Source organism: Sphingopyxis sp. BSN-002 (assembly GCF_022024275.1).
GTDB lineage: Bacteria > Pseudomonadota > Alphaproteobacteria > Sphingomonadales > Sphingomonadaceae > Sphingopyxis.
The window spans coordinates 3,056,622-3,081,679 of record NZ_CP091804.1; the positions used below are offsets into that span (position 1 = coordinate 3,056,622).

Sequence of the window (25,058 nt, forward strand, 5' to 3'; positions counted from 1 at the left end):
GGGGGAGATGAGATGACCGGACTAGCTGCCCTCTTTGGCCTCACCGCGCTGCTTTATTCGGCGGTCGGGTTCGGCGGCGGGTCGACCTATACCGCGCTGCTGCTGCTTGGCGGTGTCGCGGTCGGGCTGGTTCCGGCGATCAGTCTTGCGTGCAACGTCATCGTCGTCACCGGCGGAACGATCCGCTTCGCGCGCGCCGGGGTGATGCCGTGGACGAAGGCGCTGCCGCTGATCGTGGTCGCTGCGCCGCTGGCATTCCTTGGCGGGCTCACGCCGGTCAAGCAGGGCGTGCTCGTCGTTCTGCTGGGCCTGTCGCTGCTGGCCTCTGCGCTCGCCCTGCTGTTCCAGCCGCAGACCGCGAAGCCGGTCGATCTGTCGCCGAAGCTGTTGCTGCCGGTTGCAGCGGCGCTCGGTTATCTTGCCGGCGTCGTCGGCATCGGCGGGGGCATTTTCCTTGCGCCGATCCTGCACCTCATTCGCTGGGCCGAGGCGCGCAGCGTCGCCGCAACCGCCAGCCTGTTCATCCTCGTCAACAGCCTGTTCGGGCTGACCGGCCAGTTGATCAAGGGCAAGGGCGGCGAGATGGTCCACGCGATCGCGGGGCACTGGCCATTGCTGGTCGCGGTGCTGATCGGCGGGGCGATCGGCACGCAACTGGCTGTGAAGACCGGCCCCGCGACGCTGATCCGGCGGCTTACCGCGCTGCTTGTCGGGTTTGTGGCGGTGCGGCTGCTGTATCCGGTGATCGGACCCGCGATCGGTATCTAGTTCCTGTGCCTTCTTTCTGGTTTTCAAGGACTTTTTGCGCTCTTGCCTTCCCGTGCCGCGGTGCTAGCATCGTCTCCACAAGCTTGGCGGCCGCGTAGCCAGACAAGCAACGCAGCAGGCAGGAATATCGGGGCCGTGCACGCCCGACCATCGCGCGCGGCTGGACGTTGGCATGTTGCGTGGAAAGGGCTGGGGCATTTCCTTTTTCGACGAGATGACGGGGCAAGGCAGCGAAGTCCGCTCGCCCTATCGCGACTATCATGAATGGTTCGATCGCGAGGATGCGGCGCGCATCCAGCGCAAGGCGCAGCAGGCCGAAGCCTTTTTCCGCACGACCGGTATCACCTTCAACGTTTACGGGCAGGACGAGGCCGACGAGCGGCTGATCCCGTTCGACGTCGTTCCGCGCATCATCTCGGCGAGCGAATGGCGGCGCCTGTCGCGCGGGATCGAGCAACGCGTCCGGGCACTCAACGCCTTCCTCCATGACATCTATCACCGGCAGGAGATCCTTCGGGCCGGCCGCGTGCCGACCGAGCTCATCTCGCGCAACGAGGCCTTCCTGCCGATGATGATGGGAATGGACCCGCCGGGCGGCGTCTATACGCATATTAGCGGCATCGACATCGTCCGCACCGGCCCGAACGAATTCTATGTGCTGGAGGATAATGCGCGCACGCCGTCGGGCGTCTCCTATATGCTCGAGAACCGCGAGACGATGCTCCAGATGTTTCCGGAGCTGTTCGCGAAGATTTCGGTGCGCGAGGTCAGCGACTATCCGCTCAACCTGCTGAAGTCGCTTTCCGCCTGCGCGCCGCCCGCGTGCAACGGGACGCCGACGGTTGCCGTGCTGACGCCGGGTATCCACAACAGCGCCTATTTCGAGCACAGCTTCCTTGCCGACCAGATGGGCGCCGAACTGGTCGAGGGTCACGACCTGCGCGTCGTCGACGGGCGCGTCGCGATGCGGACGACGCAGGGCTATACGCCGATCGATGTCCTCTATCGCCGCGTCGACGACGACTTTCTCGATCCCCTGAATTTCCGGCCGGAATCGATGCTGGGCGTGCCCGGGATCTGGGATGTCTATCGCGCCGGCGGCATCACGATTGCCAACGCGCCGGGCACCGGTATCGCCGACGACAAGGCGCTCTACAGCTACATGCCCGACATCATCGAATTCTACACGGGCGAGAAAGCGTTGCTGCCGAACGTACCGACCTGGCGTTGTTCGGAGCCCGAACATCTGAAGGAAGTGCTCGACCGCCTGCCCGAACTGGTGGTGAAAGAGGTCCATGGGTCGGGGGGCTACGGGATGCTCGTGGGTCCCGCCGCCAGCAAGAAAGAGATCGCGGCTTTCAGGGACAAGCTGGAAGCAAACCCGCGCGGCTATATCGCGCAGCCTACGCTGTCGCTCTCGACGGTGCCGATCTTCACCAAGGCGGGTCTGGCGCCGCGGCACGTCGATCTGCGTCCCTTCGTTCTGATGTCGCCGCAGGGCATCACGATCACGCCGGGCGGGCTCACGCGCGTCGCGATGACCAAGGGGTCGCTGGTGGTGAATTCGAGTCAGGGCGGCGGCACCAAAGACACGTGGGTACTGGAAGACTGATGCTGGGGAAAACGGCGGGCAGCCTCTACTGGATGGCGCGTTACCTCGAGCGCAGCGAGAATAATGCGCGACTGATCGATGCGGGGTTTCGTATCGCGCTGACGCGGTCGAGTACCGCGAAAGCCGAATGGCGCTCGGTCCTTGTGACCGCAGGGCAGGACTACGCCTTCAAGCAGACGCATCAGGACTATAATTCGCAGCGCGTCGTCGACTTCATGCTGCGCGATCCGTCGAACCCGTCGAGCATCCTCTCGGTCGTCAAACAGGCGCGCGACAATGCGCGGACTGCGCGAACCTATCTCACGCGCGAAGTATGGGAGGCGGTCAACACGAGCTGGATGACGCTTGGCGCACTGCTCAAGCGGCAGGTGCGCGAGGATGATCTGCCCGATGTACTCGCCGCGATCCGCCAGCAGAGCGCGCTCGTCCGCGGGGCCTTTTCCGGGACGATGTTGCGCAACGACGGCTATAATTTCGCGCGGGTCGGGACGTTTCTGGAGCGCGCCGACAACACCGCGCGCATCCTCGACGTCAAATATTATCTGTTGTTGCCGTCGGTGGCGCACATCGGCAGTTCGATCGACAATGTGCAGTGGGAAACCATTCTGCGCTCGGTGTCGGCGCACCGCGCCTATCACTGGCTGTACGGGACCGAGATCAGCGCGCTCAAGATTGCGGAGTTCCTGATCCTGTACAAACAGATGCCGCGCAGCTTGGCCTTCTGCTGCGATCAGATGAACGACAATCTCGGCCTGCTCCAGCGGACCTATGACGAGGAGACCGAGGCGGTCCGGATGGGCAGCGCGATCTGCCGCGAGCGGCTCTCGCGCCCGATCCAGTCGATCTTCGATGGCGGGCTGCACGAATTCATCACCGACTTCCTTCGCGCCAACGCCGCGCTCGCGCAGCAGATCGAGCGCGACTACCGCTTTGTGGAATAGTTATGAAACTGCGCGTCGAGCACACCACCCGTTATAATTACGACAGCCCTGTCGCCTATGCGCTGCAGCAGTTGAAACTGACGCCGAAGGAGCGGCCGGGGCAACAGCTGATCCACAATTGGTCGATCGAGGTCGAAGGCGGTGCGCAGCAACTGCACTACACCGACCATCACGGCAATGGCGTCGATCTGGTCGCGGTGCGCAGCGGCGAGACCGAGCTCGTGATTCGTTGCGCCGGCGAGATAGAGCTGATCACGTGGGACGGCGTGATCGGCGCGCACCGTGGTGCGATGCCGCTTTGGACCTTCCTCCGCCCGACCCCGCTGACCCGTGCGGGGCGCCAGGTGCGGGCGTTGGCGGCGCAGCTCGGCCGCGACTATGCGTCCGACATCGAACGCGCGCATGCGCTGTCGGCGTTGATCATCGACAAGCTCGCCTACCGGATCGGTTTCACCGATGCCGAGACCACCGCCGAGCAGGCGCTGGGCGGCGAGGGCGGGGTTTGCCAGGATCATGCGCATATCTTCATCGCGGCGATGCGGCATCTGGGGCACCCGGCACGCTATGTGTCGGGCTATCTGATGATGAACGACCGGACGCATCAGGATGCAACCCACGCCTGGGCCGAGGCGTATTTCGACCATATCGGCTGGATCGGTTTCGACGTGAGCAACGGCCACTCGCCCGACCAGCGCTATATCCGGGTCGCAACCGGCCTCGACTATCGCGACGCCGCCCCGGTTCGCGGGATGCGCTATGGTGCAGCGCAAGAAAATCTGGTTGTCCAATTGCAGGTCCAGCAATAAGCGGGCTTCGGGCGACCACATCATCCGGGCGGGGAAACGGGATTCGATGACCTATTGCGTTGGCATGCGTTTGAACAAGGGACTGGTGTTCATGTCGGACACCCGCACCAACGCGGGCGTCGACGACATCTCTCAGGTCCGCAAGATGCGCAGCTGGACGGTGCCCGGCGAGCGCGTGATCACGCTGATGTCGGCGGGCAACCTTGCGACGACGCAGGCGGTCGTCAGCCTGCTCGACGAGCGCACCAAGGCGCCCGAAGACCGGCAGCCCTCGATCCTGCAGGCGCCGTCGATGTTTCAGGTCGCGACGATCATCGGCGAGACGCTGCGCGGCATCGTGATGCGCCACAACGAAGAGGGGCCGTCATCCGAATCGCTGTTCCGCGCCTCGCTGATCGTCGGCGGGCAGATCAAGGGGGCCGAACCGCGGCTGTTCCTGATCTATCCCGAGGGCAATTTCATCGAGGCCGGCGAGGACAATCCCTTCTTCCAGATCGGCGAAACGAAATACGGCCGGCCGATCATCGTCCGGTCCTACGATCCCGCGATGTCGTTCGAGGATGCGGTGAAGCTGCTCTGCGTCTCGTTCGATTCGACGATCCGCGCGAACGCCGGCGTCGACCTGCCGATCGACCTCAAGGTTCACGAGCGCGACGATTTTTCGAGCGTGCGCGAGCGGCGTTTCGAGCGCAACGATCCTTATTATGAGAGCGTCGCCGACGGCTGGGCCGAGGCGCTGGGAATCGCGCTGGCGGAACTGCCCGACTTCCATTTCTGATTGGAGGTTTGCGCCGGATTTCCGGAAAGGGAGGGCCCGGAAGGTGCGGGACCTTCCGGGCCTTGTTGCTCCGGCCGCAGGGAGGGGGGAAGGCGGCCGGAACTCGGGGGCGCTCCCTATATGGTGCGCCGCGGCCGCGCGTTCAATCATACCAAAGAATGATACGGCCTATCTGTTCTTCCGCCCCTCGATCAGCCCGTCGACGAGGCTCGGATCGGCAAGCGTCGACGTGTCGCCGAGCGACCCGAAATCATTCTCGGCGATCTTGCGCAGGATGCGGCGCATGATCTTGCCCGAGCGCGTCTTGGGGAGCGCGGGGGTCAGGTGGATATGGTCGGGGGTTGCGATCGGGCCGATTTCCTTGCGCACCTGCTGTTTCAACGCCGCGACGATCGCGTCACTCGCTTCGACGCCGGCGTTGAGCGTGACATAGGCGTAGATGCCCTGACCCTTGATGTCGTGCGGGAAGCCGACGACCGCGGCTTCTGCGACATCCTCGTGCAGCACGAGCGCGCTTTCGACCTCGGCGGTGCCCATGCGATGGCCCGAGACGTTGATGACGTCGTCGACGCGGCCGGTGATCCGCCAGTATCCGTCGGCATCGCGGCGGCAGCCGTCGCCGGTGAAATATTTGCCCTTGTAGGTCGAGAAATAGGTCTCGGCGAAGCGGCCATGATCGCCGTAGATCGTCCGCGCCTGCCCGGGCCAGCTATGGGTGATGCAGAGATTGCCCTCGGCCGCGCCGCCGGTTTCTTCGCAGACCAGCGTATGGCCTTCGGCATCGACGAGTTCGGGGCGGACGCCGAAGAAGGGCTTGCCCGCGCTCCCCGGCTGCATCGCGTGCGCTCCCGGCAGCGTGGTGATCATGATCCCGCCGGTTTCGGTCTGCCACCAGGTGTCGATGACGGGCACACGGCCCTTGCCGACGGTCTGGTGATACCAGCGCCACGCCTCGGGGTTGATCGGTTCGCCGACGCTGCCGAGCAGGCGGATCGACGACAGGTCGTGGCGCGTCACATAGTCGTCGCCCTCGCGCATCAGCGCACGGATCGCGGTGGGGGCGGTGTAGAGGATGTTGACCCGATGCTTGTCGACGACCTGCCAGAAGCGGTCGTGGTCGGGATAGTTGGGGATGCCCTCGAACATCAGGCTGGTCGCGCCGTTCTGGAGCGGGCCATAGACGACATAGCTATGGCCGGTGACCCAGCCGATGTCGGCGCTGCACCAGAAGACCTCGCCCGGGCGATAGTCGAAGCCATACCAGAAGGTCGTGGCGGTCCAGACGCTGTAGCCGCCGACGGTGTGGAGCACGCCCTTCGGCTTGCCGGTCGAGCCTGACGTATAGAGGATGAAGAGTGGATCCTCGGCGCCCATCGGCTCGCACGGGCAGTCGCTGGCGACATCGGCCGACAGTGCGTCGTACCAGTGATCGCGGCCTTCCTTCATCGCGACATCGCCGCCGGTGTGAGCGATGACGAGCACCGCCTTCACCTCGACGCGCTCGAGCGCCTTGTCGACATTGGCCTTCAAGGGAACGGTCTTGCCGCCGCGCAGGCCCTCGTCGGCGCAGATCACCCAGTCGCTCGCGCAATCCTCGATGCGGCCGTGGATTGCCTCGGGCGAGAAGCCGCCGAAGACGACGCTGTGCACCGCGCCGATGCGCGCGCAGGCGAGCATCGCGACCGCGCCCTCGGGGATCATCGGCATATAGATGGTGACGCGGTCGCCCTTCCGGACGCCCATTTTCTTCAGCGTGTTCGCCATGCGGATGACGTCGGCGAGCAGCGCGGCATAGCTGATCGTCCGCGTCTCGCCATCGGGCGCGTCGGGTTCGAAGATGATCGCGGTGCGCTCGCCATGGCCCGCCGCGACGTGGCGATCGATCGCGTTGTGGCAGAGGTTGAGGACGCCGTCCTCAAACCATTTGATCTCGACCGGGTCGTACGACCAGTTGCCGATCTTCGTCGGCGCCTGGACCCAGTCGACGCGCTTTGCCTGTTCGGCCCAGAAGGCGTCGGGGTCGTCGACGCTCTGCGCATAGAGCCGGTCGTAATCGGCGGCGGTGCAATGTGTGTTCGCGGCGGCGTCGGCGGGGACGGGAACCAGCGGTTCGGAGGGGGGTAGGTCGGACACGCTGATTCTCCCGCTTTCGATTTGACTCGCTTGCTGGCTGCGATAACCCGCGAGCCACAAACTGCAAGGGCGCGCTCGCGCCGGTGAAGGGACATAGAATGACGATATTGGGCCAGGAGGTCGCCTCGCTTCTCGACACACTCGGCGTCGATCGCACCGCATGGATCGACGGGTCGATGCCCGCGGTGACGCCGCTGACGGGCGAGCAGCTGGGGCAGGTGCAGATCGTCGATGCCGCGGCGATCGACGCGGTGCTCGGGCAGGCGACCGCGGCGTTCCGTGCCTGGCGCAATGTCCCCGCGCCGCGCCGCGGCGAGCTCGTCCGCCTGTTCGGAGAGGAGCTGCGCGCCGCGAAGGACGATCTGGCGAAGCTGGTGACGATCGAGGCGGGCAAGATCCCGTCCGAAGGCGCGGGCGAAGTGCAGGAAATGATCGACATCTGCGACTTCGCCGTGGGCCTCTCGCGCCAGCTTTACGGCCTGACCATCGCGACCGAGCGGCCGGGGCACCGGATGATGGAGGTCTGGCACCCGCTCGGCGTCGTCGGTGTGATTTCGGCGTTCAATTTCCCGGTCGCGGTGTGGGCATGGAATGCGGCGCTCGCGCTCGTGTGCGGCAACAGCGTCGTGTGGAAGCCGTCCGAAAAGACGCCGCTGACCGCCTTGGCGACACAGGCGATTTTCGAGCGGGCTGTTGCGCGTTTCGGCGATGCGCCGGCGGGGCTGTCGCAACTGCTGATCGGCGGGCGCGAAGCGGGCGAGGCGCTGGTCGACGATCCGCGCGTCGCTCTCGTTTCGGCAACCGGGTCGACGCGCATGGGCCGCGCGGTTGCGCCGCGGCTCGCGCAGCGCTTCGCGCGCGCGATCCTCGAACTCGGCGGCAATAACGGCGTGATTGTCGCGCCGTCGGCCGACCTCGATCTCGCGCTGCGCGGTGTCGCCTTCGGGGCGATGGGGACCGCGGGACAGCGCTGCACCACGACGCGGCGGCTGTTCCTGCACGACAGCATCCATGACGGTTTCGTCGCGAAGCTGAAGGCGGCCTATGCCAGCGTCGGCGTCGGCAATCCGCTGGAGGGCGAAGTGCTCGTCGGCCCGCTTATCGACCGCGCCGCATACGAGATGATGCAGGAAGCGCTGGCCGCTGCCAGGGCGGCCGGTGGCATCGTGCATGGCGGCGACCGCGTCGGCGATGGCGCCAGCTTCTATGTAAGGCCGGCGCTCGTCGAAATGCCGGGGCAGGTCGGGCCGGTGCTGGAGGAGACCTTTGCGCCGATCCTCTATGTCATGCGCTATTACGACCTCGACGCTGTGATCGGGCTGCATAACGACGTGGCGGCCGGCCTGTCGTCGGCGATCTTCACCACCGACATGCGCGAGGCCGAGCGCTTTCTTGCCGCGAGCGATTGCGGCATCGCGAACGTCAATCTGGGCACGAGCGGCGCCGAGATCGGCGGCGCGTTCGGCGGCGAAAAGGAGACCGGCGGCGGGCGCGAAAGCGGTTCGGACGCGTGGCGCCAATATATGCGCCGCGCGACGAACACGGTGAACTATTCGGACGCACTGCCGCTGGCGCAGGGGGTTTCGTTCGACATCTGAGGGCTGTGCCGCCCGTCAGTAGCAGTCCCACTGATAGAAGACCTTGCTGAAGTCGCGCTTGAGCAGGTCTTCGCGCCGGATCATGAACTGGCCCTGCCCCATGTCGCCCCACATGATGTGGTCGTCGCTCCACAGGTTGATCAGGACGCGATCGACGTCCTGATAGGGCTTGTCGGCCCGCCAGTCCGACTGGGTGAAGCCGGGGTGGCCGCCGACATGATGGCGCTGCGGGGTCGTCTCATATTGCTTGTCGGCAAATTTGTAGACGCTGTCGCTCTCGAGCGCCGCTTTCATATCCCTTTCGGCCAGCCACGACTCGACCGAGGGCACCTGCTCGACGCGTTCGGCCTTCAGCGCGATCCCCCGCAGGACGGTATCGTCGTTCAGCGGGGAATAGTCGTCGATTCCGCGGTCACCGCGCGGCGTTCCGCTGTACAGTTTTCCGGGCCCGTCCATTTTTTCGCGCCAGATGACGCGGAACTTTCCGGCCTCGGGCTTCTCGAAATTCGCGCCGTACAGGTCGTCGCGCGCGATAAAGAATTGCAGGACGCCACTGGCCGGATAGTCGGGCAGCGGGGGAAGCTCGGCAAAGTCGACCTGTGCGAGAAAGGACATCGGCTGCCCGTCGGCGTCGGCGGGCCAGGCTTCGCCTGCGGCAAGCCAGACCGGGCCGCCGATACGGGTGCCTCCGGGTGTCGAGGGGGCCGGGCCGGCCGGTTCGAGATCGATGGCCGGAAGGCTATGGTCCTTCTGCCACGCGGCAAATTCGGCGACGACGGGATCGCGCAGCAACTCCTCCATCGCCGGTTCGGCGCGGGTCGGTGCCGTGCATCCGAAAATGCTCATGATGGCCGCGCCGAACGCCAGCCGGACGAAGGGGTTTTTCATGCGCTCGACCATAATGGTCGACGGTGCTGAGGGCGAGCCGTTTCAGCGCACGTCATAATCGGCAGCTCAGGCCGCGCGCCAACCGAAGCCTTCTTCCAGTGCAACGATCCGCCCCGACGTGCCGACCGGTTCGACTCTGCCGTCGGTGAGAAAGGCGAGCATCGCGGGATCCGCGACGTCCACATATGCCAGCGTGCGCTGGCCTTCGGGTGTCCGCGCAGCAATCACGCCAGCTTTCGGCGCGCCGTCGCGACCATAGAAGATCGTGTAGCTTTCAACCGTCGCAGGGCCGGCATAATCCTCGACCAGTTCGGGCACCGGCCCGCGCTTCGCTTCGGCTTCAGCCTGATAGTCGAAGTCCTGCGGGAAGCTTGCGGCCGCGATCGGTTCGCTTCCCAGCACGATGCAATGATTGTCGGTCGCGAAGCCGCCATTGGCGAAGAGGAAGCCGTAGCGCCCTTCATTGCGCAGCTTCCCGACCATCGAGACGATCGCGTGGCTCATATAGTTGGCGATCGGGCCGCCGCCGAAGGTCAGGCCGCCGAACACGGTAGCGGGCCTGTCGACCGGCCAGCCGAGGGTGCGGCGCGCCATTTTGGGGACGCACGGGAAGCAGCTGTAGAGTTCGACGCAGTCGAAATCGGCGACGGTCATGCCGTTGAGATCGAGCGTGCGATTGATCGACGTCTCCATGCTGACGCTGCCATCGTAGCGGTCGCGGTGGAGGATGCTTGCGGGCTCTTTCGCCGCGGCGCCCATGCCGACATAAATGAGACGGTCTTCGGCAATGCCACGGCGCCGCGCCTCGGCGAGGCTGGCGACGAGGAAGCCCGCGCCCTGATTGACCGACGAATTGGCGACCATCAGCTTCGAATAGGGAAAAGCGATCGGGCGGTTGCGCTCGTCGACGTTGAGGATGTCGGCGGGGCTCGCGGGCTTGCGGATCCACGCACCGTCGTTCGCGGCAGCAACCTCGGAGAAGCGCGACCAGATTTCGGCGCTTTCGGCCTGTGCCTCGGTCAGGCTCTGCCCCCACGCCGCGCGCGTCGCATTTTCGTAGAGCGGATAGACGTCGACGGGGGCGGCGAGGCCATGAAGCTGGGCATAATTGGGTTCGCGCCGCGTCGCGACCTTGCGGATAGCATTATAGCTCTTGTCCTCGCCGCTCGCCGCCTTGGCGGCGCGGCCCGCTGCGGTGCGCAGCGCTTCGGCGCCGACGATGGCGGCGAGCTTGACCTCGCCCGCGCCGATACGGTTCGCGGCTTCGTTGAGCAGGCGCACCGGCGTATCGCCATGCGGTGCGGCGGACTGGTAATTGATCGCGGGGCTGGCGCCGATCGCGGCGGCGAGCGGTTCGGGGAGCTTGCCGAGACTGTGGAAGCTGATCTGGTCGACGATCGCGAGGCTGTCGATTTCGGTCAGCGATACGCCTGCATCTTCCGCCGCGACTTGCAGCGCCGCGACCATCAGCCCGAGCGAATCCAGCCCCTGATCGGGGTCGTCGGGGCGGTCGTTGACCTGCCCGACGCCGATGATGACGGGAATGCGCTCGGGATCGGTCATCGCCATCCTCAGCGCGCCTTCCACTCGGGCTTGCGCTTCTGCGCGAAGGCGAGCGGGCCTTCGCGTGCGTCCTCGCTGCGCATCAGCACGCTGCGCTCGCGGGTGTTATGTTCCCAATAGGGTGCGTCGGCGGCGATCCGGCCGTCGGCGATGCCGAGCGCGACGCGCTTCGACGCCTGCACCGACAGCGGCGCATTACCGGCGATCTTTTCGGCCAGCGCGATCGCGGTCGGCATCAGGTCGGCGAGCGGCACGACATGGTTCACAAGGCCGAATTCGGCGGCGCGCGCGGCGGGGATCGGGTCGCCGGTCAGCATATATTCCATCGCGAGCTTGCGCGGCAGTTGTTGGGCAAGACGGAAGGCGCCGCCCGCTGCGGCGAACAGCCCGACCTTGACCTCGGGCAGGCCGAATTGCGCATGGTCGGCGGCGACGATGATGTCGCTCATCAGCGCGATCTCGCAGCCGCCGCCAAAGGCGAAGCCGTTGACGGCGGCAATGATGGGTTTCGAGATGGGGTGCGAGACCATGCCCGCAAAGCCCCATTCCTGCTGCACCTTGTCGGAAGGATAGAGGCTCTCGCCACGCGACAGTGCGACAAGGTCGGCGCCGGCGCAGAAGCTCTTTTCGCCCGCGCCGGTGATCACGACGGCGCGGATGTCGTGATCGCTTTCCGCTTCCTTGAGCGCGGTGCCGATACCGACATGGACCGCGGCGTTGACGGCGTTGCGCGCGTCGGGCCGGTTGATCGTGACGATCAGGACATGGCCGCGGCGTTCGGTGAGGATGGTGGTGTCGGTCATCGCGAATCTCTCCCTTTCGGGCGAGTATCGCGATGACTTGACGTTTACGTCAACTGGAAAGACTTCGATGCAGATGCCCGTGAGGGAGCCTCTGCATCGCTATTGTGTCAACGAGCCGTCCGCGCCAGCGCTCGCAATATGCGCTTCGGCCGCTGCAGTCATCGCGCGATCGACCCGTTCTACCAGATCAGGGGATGCGCTATCGACAATCCACTTCTCTTCGATCGCCTTCTTTTCCAGATCGCTGGCCTGAAACTTTTGCCCAGCCGGGGATTCGAAAAAACGTTTCAGGTCATTGAGTTGCCTCGTCGACATTCTCTGGAGGGCCGTTTTCGCGCCTTCGGATCTTTGTGCCTGCGTAGGTCCGCCGTCGTTGCCCGGTTCGTTATACTGCGCGGTCACCGCCGCGTGCGATGCCAAGGTATCCGCCCATACTCCCAGAAGGATCTGTCCGACCTCCCCAGTCAGGAAAATCTTGACCTGTCCGATCTCGGCCGTGGAGAGCCGACTTGCGTAAAGCTCGGTAAGCATCGTCACATATTGTGGATAGCGATGATCCAGGTCGTCCTGAAGAATGGGCCGCAACGAGTTGCGAAGCGCCTGATCAAGTCCCGGATATTGTCGATTCAGATCAGCTGCCACAGGATCGGACGCGAGCAGGCGATCGATCAGGAAGTCGACCGTCGGTTCGATGAACTTCTCCATTCGGCTCTTGCTGAACAGGGTCGTTGCCAAATCCCGAGCCGCCTCCTCATGGGAAGGCGTCTTCACAGTGGCCGCGGGTACAACTTGCGCAAGCGCGGGTAGGGGTGACAGTCCCGTTACAGCTATGGCTGCGAGAACACGCAGGCAGCGAACCATTGTCTTTTCCCCCGATGCAAATCAGTCACATCCGTCCGCGAGCCAATCTGCTGTAAAGGCGTTTGCCACTCAGCGGCCGGAAATTGCTGGCTCAAGCAATGGTTTGCCCGGTCTTCGCCCAATCCGCAAGGAAGCCCTCGATGCCCTTTTCGGTCAGGATGTGCTTGAAGAGGCCCTTGATGACCGACGGCGGTGCGGTCATCACGTCGGCGCCGATCTTCGCGGCTTCGAGCACATGGATACCGTGGCGGACGCTCGCGACGAGGATTTCGGTTTCATAGGCGTAATTGTCGTAGATCAGCCGGATGTCGGCGATCAGCTGCATGCCGTCGAAACCATTGTCGTCGTGGCGGCCGACGAAGGGCGAGACGAAGGTCGCGCCGGCCTTCGCCGCGAGCAGTGCTTGTGCGGCCGAGAAACAGAGCGTGACATTGACCATCGTGCCGTCGCTGGTCAGCGCCTTGCAGGTCTTGAGCCCGTCGATCGTCAGCGGCACCTTGATGCAGACATTGTCGGCGATCTTGCGGAGGATTTCGGCCTCCTTCATCATCGTCGCATGGTCGAGCGCGACGACTTCGGCCGACACCGGGCCGGTGGTCAGCGCACAGATTTCCTTTGTCACTTCCTTGAAGTCGCGGCCCGACTTGGCGATCAGCGACGGGTTCGTCGTGACGCCGTCGAGCAGGCCGGTCGCGGCGAGTTCCTGGATGTCGGCGATTTCGGCGGTGTCGGCGAAGAATTTCATGGCGCGGGGCTTCCTTGCGGGCAGGGTGATTCGGATCGGTTCCCGCCCTAGAACAGCGCGCGCCAAATATGAACCGTCCGCATTTCCGGAAAGCGCTGGCGTTCCGTCTTTGTTCCGATTATGCGATCGGCATGGCCAAAGCGAAGCGTCAATATGTCTGCCAGAATTGCGGATCGGTCTCGTATCGGTGGCAGGGGCAATGCGCCGATTGCAACGAGTGGAACACGCTCGTCGAGGAAGCGGGCGAGACCGCCTTTTCGGCGAAGCACGACCTCAGCAAGGGCGGCCGGACGCTCGCGCTCGAAACGCTCGACGAACATAGTCCGATGCCCGAACGGATGCTGTGCGGCATCGCCGAGTTCGACCGCGCGCTCGGCGGCGGATTCGTCGCGGGATCGGCGACGCTGATCGGCGGCGATCCGGGGATCGGCAAGTCGACCTTGCTGCTGCAGGCCGCGGGGCGGCTCGCGAAATCGGGCAAGTCGGTCGTCTATATCAGCGGCGAGGAAGCGGCGGGGCAGGTGCGGCTGCGGGCGCAGCGGCTGGGGCTCGGCGATGCGCCGGTCGCGCTCGCCAGTGCGACCTCGGTGCGCGACATCCTCGCGACGCTCGACAGCCGGACCGCCGATTTCGTCGTGATCGATTCGATCCAGACCATGCACAGCGACCTGATCGACAGCGCGCCCGGCACGGTCAGCCAGGTTCGTGCGAGCGCGCAGGAACTGATCCGCTATGCCAAGGACAGCGGCGCGGCGATTGTGCTGGTCGGGCATGTCACCAAGGACGGAACGATCGCAGGACCGCGCGTCCTCGAACATATGGTCGATACCGTGCTGGCGTTCGAGGGCGAGCGCAGCCACCAGTACCGGATCCTCCGCGCGGTGAAGAACCGCTTCGGCGGTACCGACGAGATCGGCGTGTTCGCGATGGGCGAAGAGGGGCTGGGCGAAGTCTCCAACCCGTCGAGCCTGTTCCTGACCGATCGCAGCCGCGACGTGCCGGGGTCGGTGGTGTTCCCTGCATTGGAGGGCACGCGTCCGGTGCTCGTCGAAGTGCAGGCGCTCACCGTGCGCCTCGCGAGCGGCGCGACGCCGCGGCGTGCGGTCGTCGGTTGGGACAGCGGCCGGCTTGCGATGGTGCTTGCGGTGCTGGAGGCGCGCTGCGGACTCCAGATGGGCGGCGCCGAAGTCTATCTCAACATCGCGGGCGGCTATCGGCTGACCGATCCCGCGGCCGATCTCGCGGTCGCGGCCGCACTGATTTCGGCGTTCAGCGAGCGGCCGGTGCCGTCCGACGCGATCGTCTTTGGCGAGCTGTCGCTTTCGGGCGAGGTTCGTCCCGTCTCGCACGATGCACTCCGCCTTCGGGAGTCCGCGAAGCTCGGCTTTTCAAAGGGCTGGGGGCCGAAGGGTATGAAGCCTGTGAACGGGATCGGGGTAAATGGCTTCGGACGTCTCGGCGAACTCGTTGACCTGATGCTCGGTCGCGACTAGCTCGCCCTTATGGGTAGTTTGACGGCTATGGATATTCTCGTGCTGGCGCTGATCGGCGGCAGCGCGGTGCTCGGCTTTTCGCGGGGGCTGGTGCAGGAGGTAACAAGCCTGCTCGCCTGGGTGCTCGCGATCGCCGCGGTGCGTTTCTTTCACGGGATGACGACAGACCTGCTGTCAAAATGGATCGAGGCGCCCGGGGGCGCGGCGATGCTGGCGTTCGTGGTCCTGTTCGGCGGGGTTTTCGCGATTACGAAATGGGGTTCGCGTGCGATGGGGCAGCGGAGCCGCGCGTCGATCGTCGGCGGTTTCGACCGCGGGCTCGGTGCGGGTTTCGGAGCGGTCAAGGGGCTGATCATCGCGACCATCGGCTTCATGCTTGTCACGCTCCTCTATGACATCGGCTATGGCAATGCGCAGCGCCCCGCGTGGATGGCCGATAGCCGCACCTATCCCGCGCTCAATGCGACGAGCTCGGCGCTGAGCAAGGTCATTGCCGACCGCCGCGCCGAGGCGCGCGCCGCCGAAAGCGAAGGCGCGGCTCCCGCGACGCCGAAATGAGCGCCGCGCTCTATAACCGCGACATCCTGTCGCTTGCAGTCGCGACCGCGGATTTCCCGCCACTCGAGGCGCCGCATCATCGCGTGTCGGTGCGTGCGCCGCTCTGCGGGAGTGCGATCATTCTCGACCTCGATACCGAAGCGGATGGCGGCGTGACGGGCATCGGCCTGCACGTCGAGGCCTGCGCACTCGGTCAGGCGTCGGCCGCCTTGCTCGCCCGGCACGCGCCGGGACAGGGGCTCACCGAAATCCGGACCGCACGCGACGCGATCGCGGCGTGGTTCAGGGGCGAGGGCGAGGCACCCGCGTGGCCGGGCTTCGACCTGCTCGCCGCCGCGCGCGATTACCCGGCACGCCACGGGGCGATCCTGCTGCCCTTCGACGCCGCTGTTGCCGCGCTCGAAGACCGGGCGGACGCGGCATGAACCTTGCCGTCCTGACCGCGGCAGCCACGGAGGTTGCGGCGGAGACTGCAACCGACGCGGTGCTGCTGGAGGGCGCGATCCTGCTGGGGGTCGCGACGCTGTTCGTCCTGATTTTCCGCCGCCTCGGGCTCGGCGCGGTGCTTGGCTATCTGATCGCGGGCGCGCTCGTCGGACCCTATGGGCTGGGTCTCGTCGGCGGCGGGGAATCCAAGCTCGCCTTTGCCGAGATCGGCATCGCCTTCCTGCTGTTCCTCGTCGGTCTCGAACTCCATCCGCGACGATTGTGGGAGATGCGCAAGGCGATTTTCGGTCTCGGGCTCGCGCAGGTCGTGGTGTCGGGACTGATCCTCGCGGCGCTGATTTTTGCGACGCTCGGCTTCAGCTGGCAGGCGGCGCTCGCGCTGGGGCTGCCGCTCGCGCTCTCGTCGACCGCGCAGGTGTTGCCGAGCCTCAAAAGCTCGGGACGGATCAATTCGCCCTTTGGCGAAAAGGCCTTTTCGGTCCTGCTGTTCCAGGATCTGGCGATCGTCCCGATGATCACGATCATCGCCGCACTGTCGCGCGCGCCTGCCGACCCGGCGGCGCCACCGGGATGGCAGATGGCGCTCTATACGGTCGGCGCGATCGCCGTGCTGGTGCTGGTCGGCCGCTTCGTCGTCAATCCGCTGCTTCGGCTGATCGGCCGCTATGGCGAGCGCGAGCTGTTCGTTGTCGTGGGGCTGCTGGCCGTGCTGGCGAGCGCCGCGTTCATGCACAGCCTCCACCTGTCGACCGCACTTGGCGCGTTCGTGGCCGGCATGATGCTGGCGGACTCGCCGTACCGGCACGAGATCGAGGCCGATATCGAGCCCTTCCGTCTCGTGCTTCTGGGCCTTTTCTTCCTTGCGGTCGGTATGGTGCTCGACGTCAGTGTCGTTGCCGAAAAGCCGATGCTGGTCGTGTCGCTCGCGGCGATGGTCGTGGTGGTGAAGGTGGCCGTGCTGACCGTGCTTGTCCGCCTGTTCGGCAAGCCGTGGAACATGGCGCTGGGCCTGGGTCTGCTGCTGAGTCAGGGCGGTGAATTCGGTTTCCTGCTCTTCACGCAGGCGGCCGACGCGCTGCTCGTCGCACCGCAGGCGGCGAGCCTGTTCAGCGCAGTCGTGACGCTGTCGATGATGACGACGCCGTTCCTGATGCTCTTCGCGCGCAACCTCGAATTCTCGCCGAGCGTCGACGCCGACCTCGACGATCCCGAAAATGCGCCGCGCGGCTCGTCGATCGTCATCGGCTATGGTCGCTTCGGCCAGATCGTCGCGCAGATGCTGCATGCGGTCGACTGTTCGGTAACGCTGATCGACAAGAAGCCGAGCCAGATCGAGCTGTCGGGCCGCTTCGATACCAAGGTCTATTTCGGCGACGGGCTGCGCATCGATGTGCTGCGGCGCGCGGGCGCCGAGGAGGCGCGGCTGATCGTCTTCTGCACCGACGACCGGACGATCGACGCGGCCGCACTCGCGCCGATCGTCGAGGCGTTTCCCAATGCGCGCGTGCTGACCCGCGTATTCGACCGTCGCCAGCTTCTCGCGGTCGACGGGGCGGGGACCGCGGGCGCGGTGCGCGAGGTATTCGAAAGCTCGATCGCGCTCGGCCTGATGGCGCTGCGCCAGCTCGAGGTCGAACCGCGCGAGATCGAGGATGTCGAAACCGCGCTGCGCCAGCTCGACGCCGAACGCCTCGACATGCAGATCAGCGAGGGCGACATCGCTGCGGGCCGCGAGCATCGGTTCGTCGCGGGCGGCGGGCGGCAGGCGTCGAGCGTGCTCGAGGCGCTGCGCGAACGGCGGCAGGCCGCGAAGCGCGCGCGCGAGGAAACCGAGGCTGAAGAGGCGGCCTAGCCGCGCTGTCCGTCGAGAAACTCGGCGACCGTATCCAAGCTGTATTCGTCGGTGACGAAGCTCTGGCCGATGCCGCGGGTCAGGATCAGCGGCAGCTTGCCGCCGCGCACCTTCTTGTCGTGCGCCATATGCGCCGCGAGCGCCGCGCCGCCGGTGTTGATCCCGGCGCTGGCAAGACTGTGCGGCAGCTCGACGCTGGCCAGATGATCGCGCACGCGTGCCGCATCTTCGGCTGGGCAAAGCCCGTTGGCGGCCGAGAATTGATGCGCGAGCACCATGCCCGCGGCAACCGCTTCGCCGTGGAGCAGCCGGTCCGAATAGCCGGTCTCTGCCTCCAGCGCGTGGCCGAAGCTGTGACCGAGGTTGAGCAGCGCCCGCACGTCCTGCGTCTCGCGCTCGTCGGCGGCGACGATGCGCGCCTTCGCTGCGACGCTGTGTGCGATCGCCTTGTGCCGCGCTTCGGCGTCGCCCGCGAGCAGTGCCGCGCCGTTGGCTTCGCACCAGGCGAAGAAATCCGCGTCGTCGATCAACCCGTATTTGACGACCTCGGCATAGCCTGCCCCCAGTTCGCGGCGAGGCAGGGTGGCGAGTGTCGTCGGGTCGATCACAACCAGGGCGGGCTGGTGGAACGCGCCGATCAGATTCTTGCCCGCCTCGACGTTGATCGCGGTCTTGCCGCCGACGCTGCTGTCGACCTGTGCGAGCAGGGTGGTCGGCACCTGGATGAAGTTGCAGCCGCGCTTGACGATGCTGCACGCGAAGCCGACGAGGTCGCCGATCACGCCCCCCCCGAGTGCGATGACATGGTCGCTGCGTTCGATGCCTTCGCCGATCAGCCATTCGGTAAGCCGCGCTAGGCCCGTCCAGCTCTTCGTGCTCTCGCCCGCCGGGAGCACGAGCGAGGAGAAGGAGATATTTTCGGCGCCGAGCGAGGCGCCGAGCGCAACCAGATAATGGTCCGCGACATGGGCGTCGGAGACGATGAAGGTGCGCGGACGCCTGAGCAGCGGCGCGACATGGCGGCCGATGTCGCGAAGCAGTCCGTCGCCGATCAGGATCGGGTAACTGCGGCTGCCAAGGTCGACGGTCAGGCTTTCCACTGCGCCAGCTCCTCCAGTATCGCGCGCACCGTGTACTCGTGCGGGCTCGAGGCCGAACTGACGCGGATATGCGCCTCGGCATAGATCGGATTGCGGACCTCGGCGAGTTCGCGAAGCACCTGTCCCGCATCGCGACCCTTCAGCAACGGGCGGTGATTCCGGCGCGCGGTACGTTCGACGAGCGTCGGAATATCCGCATCGAGCCAGATGCAGAGACTGTCCGCGAGGATCAGCGCGCGGGTCTCGTCATTGATGAAGGCGCCGCCGCCCGTCGCAAGGACGTGCGGCTTGCCGGCAAGCATCCGGGCGATCACGCGGCGCTCGCCATCGCGAAAATGCGCCTCGCCGAACTTCGCGAAAATATCGGAAATCGTCATCCCTGCCGCACGCTCGATCTCGTCGTCGGCGTCGGCGAAGGCCATGCCGAGCCGCTGCGCGAGGCGACGCCCGATGGTCGACTTGCCCGACCCCATCAGACCGACGAGCACGATCGATCGCTCGCGAACCGCGGCGGGGATCGGCCCGGAGGCGGCCGGAGCCGGGCTTTTCGGGTTTCGTGACATGGTGCGGGCGGCTATACCGACGAAGGCGCGCGGGACAATGCTTTACTGCGGGCATTTTGCTGCAATGCACAGAGGATATGGGTGGACGTGACCGACAAGATCGCCGAAAGCGGCCCGCGATGACGAAGAAATTGCTGACGCTGACGCTCGGTATGTCGGGCACCGCCATGGCCGCCGCGCTGGTCCTGCCTGCGCTCGCGCAGGAATCGCTGCTCCCCGAAGGATTCGGCAATCCGTCCGAGAGCCCGACCCCGAAATCCTCGCCCACGCCGTCGCCGACTGCGGCGCCCACGCCGTCGCCGTCCTCGTCGGGCTCGTCGCCCGGCGTGCTGCCCCCGTCGGTCGTACCGACGACGACTGCCGCGAGCGACGAAGAAGGTGATGATGCGGCCGACGATGAGGAAGAAACCTCGGGCGGCCTGAAATATGACCTGCCGCCGGGCGCGCGCCGCCTGCTGTCGCGCATCGGCCCGCTGACGCCGGAGACCGGCGGGCTCGCGCCCGACGCGTTCGGTGTGCGCGGGCAATATGCCGCCGCGCTGATGCGCAAGACGAACGGCAATCTGGCGTCGCGCTGGGGCCAGATACTGCTTCGCCGCGCACTGTCGTCGGCGATCGACACGCCGGACACGATCAACGGCGCCGATCTGGCGGCGGACCGCGCCGGCCTGTTGCTCCGTATGGGCGAATCGACCGCAGCACGGTCGATCGTCCAGTCGGTCGACTATGACCGGGCAAGTCCGCGGCTCGTCCAGGTCGCGCAGCAGACGTTCCTGGCGAACGCCGACCCGGCCGGGCTTTGCCCCTATGTGCCGGCAGGTCTTGCGCATGGCGAAGAGCAGTCGTGGCGTCTCTCCGCGGGCATCTGTGCCGGGCTGTCCGGCGAAGCGGGCCCGGCGGGCTGGGCGATCGGCCGCGTAAGGTCCAGCGGCCGGATCAGCAATTTCGACATCCTGCTCGCCGAACGCGTGCTGGGCGCGACCGGTGCCGGCCGCCGTTCGACGACGATCGAATGGACCAAGGTCGACAAGCTTACGAGCTGGCGCTTCGGCATGGCGACCGCGACGGCGATCGATATTCCCGCCGACCTCCGCAAGACCGAACCGGCCTATATGCGCGGCTGGACCGTCCTTGCGCCGATGACCGACATGGCCGACCGCATCGCGGCGGCACCCGTTGCGGCGGCGCGCGGCGTGCTGTCGAGCGAAGCCTATGTCTCGTTGCTGAGCGCCGCCTCGGCCGAGGAGGAGCCGCCCGAGGCGCTCGTCGGCCAGATCGACCGGCTTCGCAACGCTTTCAGCGCGCCGGGCGGCGCCGATCGCTATTCGGCCATGCAGGGCCTGTGGAGCGCGGGAACGGATCGCGTCCAGCATTATGCGGCCATGGTCGCGACCGCGCGCGCCGCGGCGGGACTGCCGACGAATACCGACGTGGGCAACGATCCGTGGCAGCTTCTCGGGTCGATGATGGCGGCCGGCTTCGACAATAATGCCATGGCCTGGGCGCCGAAGATCAGCGTCGGCAGCCGCGCATGGGGCGTGCTGGCGGTGGGCTCGCCGCGTCCGCTGAACGGCGTGAGCGCCGGCAATATCGGCAGCTTCTCGGGAAGCGACGACAGCGACCAGTATCTGCGCTCGAAATTCCTGGTGGCCGGCCTCGCGGGGCTTGGACGGCTCGATCAGTCGCAGGCGGCATCGGCGGCGAGCGATCTCGACCTCAATCTCGGCAAGCAGACGCGCTGGACCCGCGCGATCGACGATGCCGCGGCGCGGGGCGAACCCGGCATGGTGGCCTTGCTGGCAGCGACGGGGATGCAGGGCGAATGGTCCGACCTGCCGCCCTATCACCTCTATCATATCGTCCGCGCACTGCGGCAGGTCGGGCTCGGATCCGAAGCGCGGATGATCGCTGCCGAAGCGCTGGTGCGTGTCTGACGTTCAGGATTTGTCAGGCCATGCCTGATGGAAGCCTGATCGACCGCTTCCTCGAGATGATGGCTGCCGAGCGCGGCGCATCGCGCAACACGCTGGCCGCTTACCGCCGTGATCTGGAGCAGGCTGCGGAGTTGATCCACGGGTCGCTGGGCAACGCCCAAGCTGACGATTTGCGCAAATTGATGGCTGATTATCAATCGCTTGCGGCAAGCAGTGCAGCGCGCAAGCTGTCGGCTTTGCGGCAATTCTTTGCGTTTCTGCTCGACGAGGGCGACCGGACCGACAACCCCGCGCTCGATATCGCGCGGCCTGCGACGCGGCGGCCGCTGCCGCGGATCCTGACGCACGATCATGTCGAAACGCTGTTTGCGCAGGCGAGCGAGGAGGCCGCGGGCGAAACCCCGCCGGCCAATGCCGTGCGAATGCTGTTGCTGCTCGAACTGTTATACGGCTCCGGCCTGCGAGCGAGCGAGCTCGTGTCGCTTCCGCGCCGGGCGGTCACGGGCGGGCGCGAGTTTCTGATCATTCGCGGCAAGGGAGACAAGGAACGGCTCGTTCCGCTCTCCGAGCGCGCGCGCGAAGCGGTCGACCGATGGTTGCCACTGCTCGCCGACGGTTCGCCGTGGCTCTTTCCCTCGGGCAAGGCGCATCTCTCGCGCGTTCGCCTGTTCCAGCTCCTGCGCGAGCTTGCGGCGCGCGCGGGGATCGACCCGGCGGCGATCAGTCCGCACGTCCTGCGCCACGCGTTCGCGACGCATCTGCTCGAAGGCGGCGCGGACCTTCGCGCGCTGCAACTGATGCTCGGCCATGCCGACATCGCGACGACGGAAATTTACACGCATGTCGATAGCCGCCGCCTCGTCGAGCTGGTCAACAAGCGGCATCCGCTGGCGCGCATCGACGACGTTGACCTTGCGACATCATCGTCCTAGCGACTGCGCATGACAGCCTTTCTGGACTTCGAAAAACAGGTCGCGGCGCTCGATCGGCAGATCGCCGAACTGCGCGAAATGGGCGACGATCCGTCGCTCAACATCGACAACGACATCGCGCGGCTGGAGGACAAGTCCTCGAAATTGCTGCGCGAAATCTATTCAAAGCTGACGCCCTGGCAAAAGACGCAGGTCGCGCGCCATCCCGATCGCCCGCACTTCAAACATTATGTCGCGGGGCTGTTCGACGACTGGATGCCGCTTGCCGGCGACCGGAATTTCGCCGACGATCAGGCGATCCTCGGCGGTCTGGCGCGCTTTCGCGGCCGCCGTGTGATGGTGATCGGGCACGAAAAGGGCGACGATATTCCCTCGCGCATGAAGCATAATTTCGGGATGGCGAAGCCCGAGGGGTATCGCAAGGCGATCCGCCTGATGCAGCTTGCCGACCGTTTCGGACTGCCGGTGGTGACGCTGGTCGATACGTCGGGTGCGTTTCCGGGCATCCAGGCCGAGGAACGCGGACAGGCGGAAGCGATCGCGCGTTCGACCGAGCAATGCCTTGCCTTAGGCGTCCCGATGGTCGCGGCCGTCGTCGGCGAAGGCGGGTCGGGCGGCGCGATCGCGCTTGCCGCAGCGAACCGCGTGCTGATGTTCGAACATGCGGTTTATTCGGTGATCTCGCCCGAGGGCTGCGCGTCGATCCTGTGGCGCACCTCGGACAAGGCGGCCGATGCCGCGACGGCCATGAAGATGTCGGCGCAGGATCTGCTGGGACTGAAGGTGATCGACCGCATCGTCCCCGAACCCGTTGGCGGCGCGCACCGCGCACCCGAGGTCGCGATCCGTTCGCTCGGCGATGCGATCGCGCAGGAACTCGATTCGCTTGCCGGTCTGCCGGCCGAGGCGCTGCTGACCGCGCGCGAGGAGAAGTTTCTGGCGATGGGCAGGGTCTGACCCCGGAACCCGATCCGCCTTTATCGCGTTCAAAATCCACAGCATCGCAAGCCGTCGTTCAGGCACGGCTTGCCAGATCGCGTCCGGGGGTTAACCCTGCGACCGGAAAAAGTGGGAGGCGCATTCAGATGACGCAAAGAACGGGGACCAGGCTGGCGATCATGCTGGCCGCGAGTATGGCTCTTTCGGGAGTCGCCGACGCGCAGCTCAAGGCGATCCGGACCCAGACCAATATCACGCCGGCCGAGCGCAAGCAGGGCGACGAGGCACATCCGCAGTTGCTGCAGGAATTCGGCGGTGCCTATGCGGGGCAGCAGGCGGCCTATGTAAACCGCATCGGCCAGAATATTGCGGTCCAGTCGGGATTGTCGCGCAGCCCCAGCGATTTCACCGTGACCTTGCTCAACTCGCCGGTGAACAACGCGTTCGCGATCCCCGGCGGCTATGTCTATGTCACACGCCAGTTGATGGCGCTGATGAACGACGAGGCCGAGCTGGCCGGCGTTCTGGGCCACGAAGTCGGCCACGTCGCGGCGCAGCACAGCAAGAAGCGCCAGTCCGCCGCAACGCGCAATACGATCCTGGGCGTCCTCGGCGCGGTGATCGGCGGCGCGATCGGCGACAATGGCGGACTGCTCGGCGGTCTTGGCGGCCTGCTCCAGAACAATGCGATGAAGGCGGCGCAGCTCGCGACCCTGGGATTTTCGCGCAGTCAGGAACTCGAAGCCGACCAGCTCGGCGTCCAGTATCTGAAAAAGGCGGGTTACGATCCGCTCGCGCTGTCGACGATGCTCGCCAGCCTTGCCAACCAGACCAATCTGGAGGCCCGCGTGTCGGGTGGCGACGCGCGCGCCATCCCCGAATGGGCGAGCACGCACCCCGATCCCGCGTCGCGCGTGAAAAATGCCCAGTCGCTCGCCGCGAAGGTCGGCGTCGGCGGCGTGCGCAACGCCGATGCGTTCCTCGCCTCGGTCGACGGCGTGCTCTATGGCGACGATCCGGCGCAGGGCGTGGTCGAGGGGCAGGAGTTTCTCCACCCCGACCTTCGCCTGAAATTCGCGGTGCCGAACGGCTACGGGATGCAGAATGGCGCGACCGCGGTGCTGGTGAGCGGCAACGGCGGGCAGGCGCAGTTCACGACCGCGGCCTATAATGGCGATATGAACGCCTATATCGCCGCGGCTTTCAAGGCGATTGCCGGCAACGCGCAGCTTAGCCCGGGCAGTATTCAGCGCACGACGGTGAACGGCATTCCCGCCTATTATTCGACGGCGCGCGCGAATACCCAGTCGGGTCAGGTCGATGTTACCGTCTTTGCCTATGAGTTTTCAAAGGGCAGCGCGTTCCACTTCGTTGCCCTGACGCAGGCGGGCGGCGGAAACGTGTTCAACACGATGTTCAACAGCGTACGGCGACTGAGTGCGGCCGAAGCGGCGGCGATCAAGCCGCGGCGGATCGACGTCGTGACGGTCGGACGCGGCGATACGGTCGCAACGCTGGCGCGGCGCATGGCGTACAGCAATTTCCAGACCGAGCGGTTTCAGGTGCTCAACCGGCTGACCGCGTCGAGCCGGCTGACCCCGGGACAGAAGGTCAAGATCGTCGTATACGCGGCGCGATAGCGGCGGCGCGCGGCCCGAAGGCAAAAAGAAAGGGCGGTGGAGTGATCCACCGCCCTTTCGATTTTCAGCCAGCTCGCGTTGGCGAGCCCGACCGGTGCGCAGTG

The 25,058-nt window shown here is 65.9% G+C and carries 22 protein-coding genes; 14 read left to right on the forward strand and 8 right to left on the reverse strand.

The window, feature by feature from the left end:
- The first annotated feature begins 12 nt into the window (after positions 1–12).
- The 5 genes from L7H23_RS15220 to L7H23_RS15240 all read left to right on the forward strand — a co-directional run bounded on the left by L7H23_RS15220 (position 13) and on the right by L7H23_RS15240 (position 4,905).
- Complete coding sequence (locus tag L7H23_RS15220; RefSeq protein ID WP_237836715.1) at positions 13–768, forward strand: sulfite exporter TauE/SafE family protein; 756 nt, start codon at positions 13–15, stop codon at positions 766–768.
- A gap of 214 nt (positions 769–982) precedes the next feature.
- Entirely contained in the window at positions 983–2,380 is a 1,398-nt protein-coding gene (locus L7H23_RS15225; protein WP_237839272.1) for a circularly permuted type 2 ATP-grasp protein, read from the forward strand.
- The gene (locus tag L7H23_RS15230) at positions 2,380–3,321 is read left to right on the forward strand and encodes an alpha-E domain-containing protein (protein WP_237836716.1); all 942 of its coding nucleotides are present in this window, start codon (positions 2,380–2,382) and stop codon (positions 3,319–3,321) included. The genes L7H23_RS15225 and L7H23_RS15230 overlap by 1 nt, the downstream gene beginning before the upstream one ends.
- Before the next feature lie 2 nt (positions 3,322–3,323).
- Positions 3,324–4,127 (forward strand): transglutaminase family protein, encoded by an 804-nt coding sequence (locus L7H23_RS15235; RefSeq protein ID WP_237836717.1) that lies wholly within the window; start codon positions 3,324–3,326, stop codon positions 4,125–4,127.
- 46 nt (positions 4,128–4,173) lie between these two features.
- The gene (locus tag L7H23_RS15240) at positions 4,174–4,905 is read left to right on the forward strand and encodes a peptidase (RefSeq protein ID WP_237836718.1); all 732 of its coding nucleotides are present in this window, start codon (positions 4,174–4,176) and stop codon (positions 4,903–4,905) included.
- A gap of 168 nt (positions 4,906–5,073) precedes the next feature.
- Here L7H23_RS15240 and acs read toward each other — a convergent pair whose 3' ends face one another.
- The gene (gene acs / locus L7H23_RS15245) at positions 5,074–7,038 is read right to left on the reverse strand and encodes an acetate--CoA ligase (RefSeq protein ID WP_237836719.1); all 1,965 of its coding nucleotides are present in this window, start codon (positions 7,036–7,038) and stop codon (positions 5,074–5,076) included.
- Between the two features lie 98 nt (positions 7,039–7,136).
- On the opposite strand from acs, the gene L7H23_RS15250 reads away from it, so the two are divergent.
- Complete coding sequence (locus L7H23_RS15250) at positions 7,137–8,636, forward strand: aldehyde dehydrogenase family protein (RefSeq protein ID WP_237836720.1); 1,500 nt, start codon at positions 7,137–7,139, stop codon at positions 8,634–8,636.
- Between the two features lie 15 nt (positions 8,637–8,651).
- On the opposite strand, the gene L7H23_RS15255 is transcribed toward L7H23_RS15250, so the two are convergent.
- The 5 genes from L7H23_RS15255 to fsa all read right to left on the reverse strand — a co-directional run bounded on the left by L7H23_RS15255 (position 8,652) and on the right by fsa (position 13,496).
- Positions 8,652–9,524 carry a YwqG family protein gene (locus L7H23_RS15255; RefSeq protein WP_237836721.1) on the reverse strand — a complete coding sequence of 291 codons (873 nt, stop codon included), beginning with the start codon at positions 9,522–9,524 and terminating at the stop codon, positions 8,652–8,654.
- Between the two features lie 66 nt (positions 9,525–9,590).
- On the reverse strand, positions 9,591–11,093 hold the full coding sequence (locus L7H23_RS15260) for an acetyl-CoA acetyltransferase (RefSeq protein WP_237836722.1): 1,503 nt from the start codon (positions 11,091–11,093) through the stop codon (positions 9,591–9,593).
- Positions 11,094–11,095: 2 nt separating this feature from the next.
- A complete protein-coding gene (locus tag L7H23_RS15265) occupies positions 11,096–11,890 on the reverse strand; it encodes an enoyl-CoA hydratase-related protein (RefSeq protein WP_237836723.1) in 795 nt (264 codons plus the stop codon).
- Positions 11,891–11,989: 99 nt separating this feature from the next.
- Complete coding sequence (locus tag L7H23_RS15270) at positions 11,990–12,595, reverse strand: hypothetical protein (RefSeq protein ID WP_237836724.1); 606 nt, start codon at positions 12,593–12,595, stop codon at positions 11,990–11,992.
- Between the two features lie 247 nt (positions 12,596–12,842).
- A complete protein-coding gene (gene fsa / locus L7H23_RS15275; protein WP_237836725.1) occupies positions 12,843–13,496 on the reverse strand; it encodes a fructose-6-phosphate aldolase in 654 nt (217 codons plus the stop codon).
- Positions 13,497–13,627: 131 nt separating this feature from the next.
- Between fsa and radA the strand changes: the two genes are divergently transcribed.
- From radA to L7H23_RS15295, 4 genes are read left to right on the forward strand one after another with little or no spacing between them, the layout of a single operon-like run.
- On the forward strand, positions 13,628–14,989 hold the full coding sequence (gene radA / locus L7H23_RS15280; RefSeq protein ID WP_237836726.1) for a DNA repair protein RadA: 1,362 nt from the start codon (positions 13,628–13,630) through the stop codon (positions 14,987–14,989).
- Between the two features lie 9 nt (positions 14,990–14,998).
- Positions 14,999–15,547, forward strand: a complete 549-nt coding sequence (locus L7H23_RS15285) for a CvpA family protein (protein ID WP_237836727.1) — start codon at positions 14,999–15,001, stop codon at positions 15,545–15,547.
- The gene (locus tag L7H23_RS15290; RefSeq protein ID WP_237836728.1) at positions 15,544–15,972 is read left to right on the forward strand and encodes an iron-sulfur cluster assembly scaffold protein; all 429 of its coding nucleotides are present in this window, start codon (positions 15,544–15,546) and stop codon (positions 15,970–15,972) included. Before L7H23_RS15285 ends, L7H23_RS15290 begins: the two co-directional genes overlap by 4 nt.
- Positions 15,969–17,846 (forward strand): cation:proton antiporter, encoded by a 1,878-nt coding sequence (locus L7H23_RS15295; protein ID WP_237836729.1) that lies wholly within the window; start codon positions 15,969–15,971, stop codon positions 17,844–17,846. Before L7H23_RS15290 ends, L7H23_RS15295 begins: the two co-directional genes overlap by 4 nt.
- On the opposite strand, the gene aroB is transcribed toward L7H23_RS15295, so the two are convergent.
- Together aroB and L7H23_RS15305 are read right to left on the reverse strand one after the other, a co-directional pair.
- Positions 17,843–18,946, reverse strand: coding sequence for a 3-dehydroquinate synthase (aroB, locus tag L7H23_RS15300; RefSeq protein ID WP_237836730.1), 1,104 nt, complete (start codon positions 18,944–18,946; stop codon positions 17,843–17,845). The two genes, L7H23_RS15295 and aroB, sit on opposite strands and share 4 nt — an antisense overlap.
- Entirely contained in the window at positions 18,934–19,509 is a 576-nt protein-coding gene (locus L7H23_RS15305; RefSeq protein WP_237836731.1) for a shikimate kinase, read from the reverse strand. The genes aroB and L7H23_RS15305 overlap by 13 nt, the downstream gene beginning before the upstream one ends.
- A 119-nt stretch (positions 19,510–19,628) precedes the next feature.
- Here L7H23_RS15305 and L7H23_RS15310 point away from each other — a divergent pair, with 119 nt between their 5' ends.
- From L7H23_RS15310 to L7H23_RS15325, 4 genes are all read left to right on the forward strand, one after another.
- The gene (locus tag L7H23_RS15310) at positions 19,629–21,443 is read left to right on the forward strand and encodes a hypothetical protein (protein WP_237836732.1); all 1,815 of its coding nucleotides are present in this window, start codon (positions 19,629–19,631) and stop codon (positions 21,441–21,443) included.
- A gap of 20 nt (positions 21,444–21,463) precedes the next feature.
- The gene (locus tag L7H23_RS15315) at positions 21,464–22,375 is read left to right on the forward strand and encodes a tyrosine recombinase (RefSeq protein ID WP_237836733.1); all 912 of its coding nucleotides are present in this window, start codon (positions 21,464–21,466) and stop codon (positions 22,373–22,375) included.
- A 9-nt stretch (positions 22,376–22,384) separates the two neighbouring features.
- A complete protein-coding gene (locus tag L7H23_RS15320; RefSeq protein WP_237836734.1) occupies positions 22,385–23,332 on the forward strand; it encodes an acetyl-CoA carboxylase carboxyltransferase subunit alpha in 948 nt (315 codons plus the stop codon).
- A gap of 176 nt (positions 23,333–23,508) precedes the next feature.
- Positions 23,509–24,954 carry a M48 family metalloprotease gene (locus tag L7H23_RS15325; RefSeq protein WP_237839273.1) on the forward strand — a complete coding sequence of 482 codons (1,446 nt, stop codon included), beginning with the start codon at positions 23,509–23,511 and terminating at the stop codon, positions 24,952–24,954.
- The last annotated feature ends 104 nt before the right edge of the window (positions 24,955–25,058 follow it).

Excerpts from the sequence above, each read along its gene's own strand:
- L7H23_RS15220 (WP_237836715.1), top strand. The coding sequence starts at position 13 with ATGACCGGACTAGCTGCCCTCTTTGGCCTCACCGCGCTGCTTTATTCG.
- L7H23_RS15225 (WP_237839272.1), top strand. The coding sequence starts at position 983 with ATGACGGGGCAAGGCAGCGAAGTCCGCTCGCCCTATCGCGACTATCAT.
- L7H23_RS15230 (WP_237836716.1), top strand. The coding sequence starts at position 2,380 with ATGCTGGGGAAAACGGCGGGCAGCCTCTACTGGATGGCGCGTTACCTC.
- L7H23_RS15235 (WP_237836717.1), top strand. The coding sequence starts at position 3,324 with ATGAAACTGCGCGTCGAGCACACCACCCGTTATAATTACGACAGCCCT.
- L7H23_RS15240 (WP_237836718.1), top strand. The coding sequence starts at position 4,174 with ATGACCTATTGCGTTGGCATGCGTTTGAACAAGGGACTGGTGTTCATG.
- L7H23_RS15250 (WP_237836720.1), top strand. The coding sequence starts at position 7,137 with ATGACGATATTGGGCCAGGAGGTCGCCTCGCTTCTCGACACACTCGGC.
- L7H23_RS15255 (WP_237836721.1), bottom strand. The coding sequence starts at position 9,524 with ATGAAAAACCCCTTCGTCCGGCTGGCGTTCGGCGCGGCCATCATGAGC.
- L7H23_RS15260 (WP_237836722.1), bottom strand. The coding sequence starts at position 11,093 with ATGGCGATGACCGATCCCGAGCGCATTCCCGTCATCATCGGCGTCGGG.
- L7H23_RS15265 (WP_237836723.1), bottom strand. The coding sequence starts at position 11,890 with ATGACCGACACCACCATCCTCACCGAACGCCGCGGCCATGTCCTGATC.
- L7H23_RS15270 (WP_237836724.1), bottom strand. The coding sequence starts at position 12,595 with ATGGAGAAGTTCATCGAACCGACGGTCGACTTCCTGATCGATCGCCTG.
- fsa (WP_237836725.1), bottom strand. The coding sequence starts at position 13,496 with ATGAAATTCTTCGCCGACACCGCCGAAATCGCCGACATCCAGGAACTC.
- radA (WP_237836726.1), top strand. The coding sequence starts at position 13,628 with ATGGCCAAAGCGAAGCGTCAATATGTCTGCCAGAATTGCGGATCGGTC.
- L7H23_RS15285 (WP_237836727.1), top strand. The coding sequence starts at position 14,999 with ATGGGTAGTTTGACGGCTATGGATATTCTCGTGCTGGCGCTGATCGGC.
- L7H23_RS15290 (WP_237836728.1), top strand. The coding sequence starts at position 15,544 with ATGAGCGCCGCGCTCTATAACCGCGACATCCTGTCGCTTGCAGTCGCG.
- L7H23_RS15295 (WP_237836729.1), top strand. The coding sequence starts at position 15,969 with ATGAACCTTGCCGTCCTGACCGCGGCAGCCACGGAGGTTGCGGCGGAG.
- L7H23_RS15305 (WP_237836731.1), bottom strand. The coding sequence starts at position 19,509 with ATGTCACGAAACCCGAAAAGCCCGGCTCCGGCCGCCTCCGGGCCGATC.
- L7H23_RS15310 (WP_237836732.1), top strand. The coding sequence starts at position 19,629 with ATGACGAAGAAATTGCTGACGCTGACGCTCGGTATGTCGGGCACCGCC.
- L7H23_RS15315 (WP_237836733.1), top strand. The coding sequence starts at position 21,464 with ATGCCTGATGGAAGCCTGATCGACCGCTTCCTCGAGATGATGGCTGCC.
- L7H23_RS15320 (WP_237836734.1), top strand. The coding sequence starts at position 22,385 with ATGACAGCCTTTCTGGACTTCGAAAAACAGGTCGCGGCGCTCGATCGG.
- L7H23_RS15325 (WP_237839273.1), top strand. The coding sequence starts at position 23,509 with ATGGCTCTTTCGGGAGTCGCCGACGCGCAGCTCAAGGCGATCCGGACC.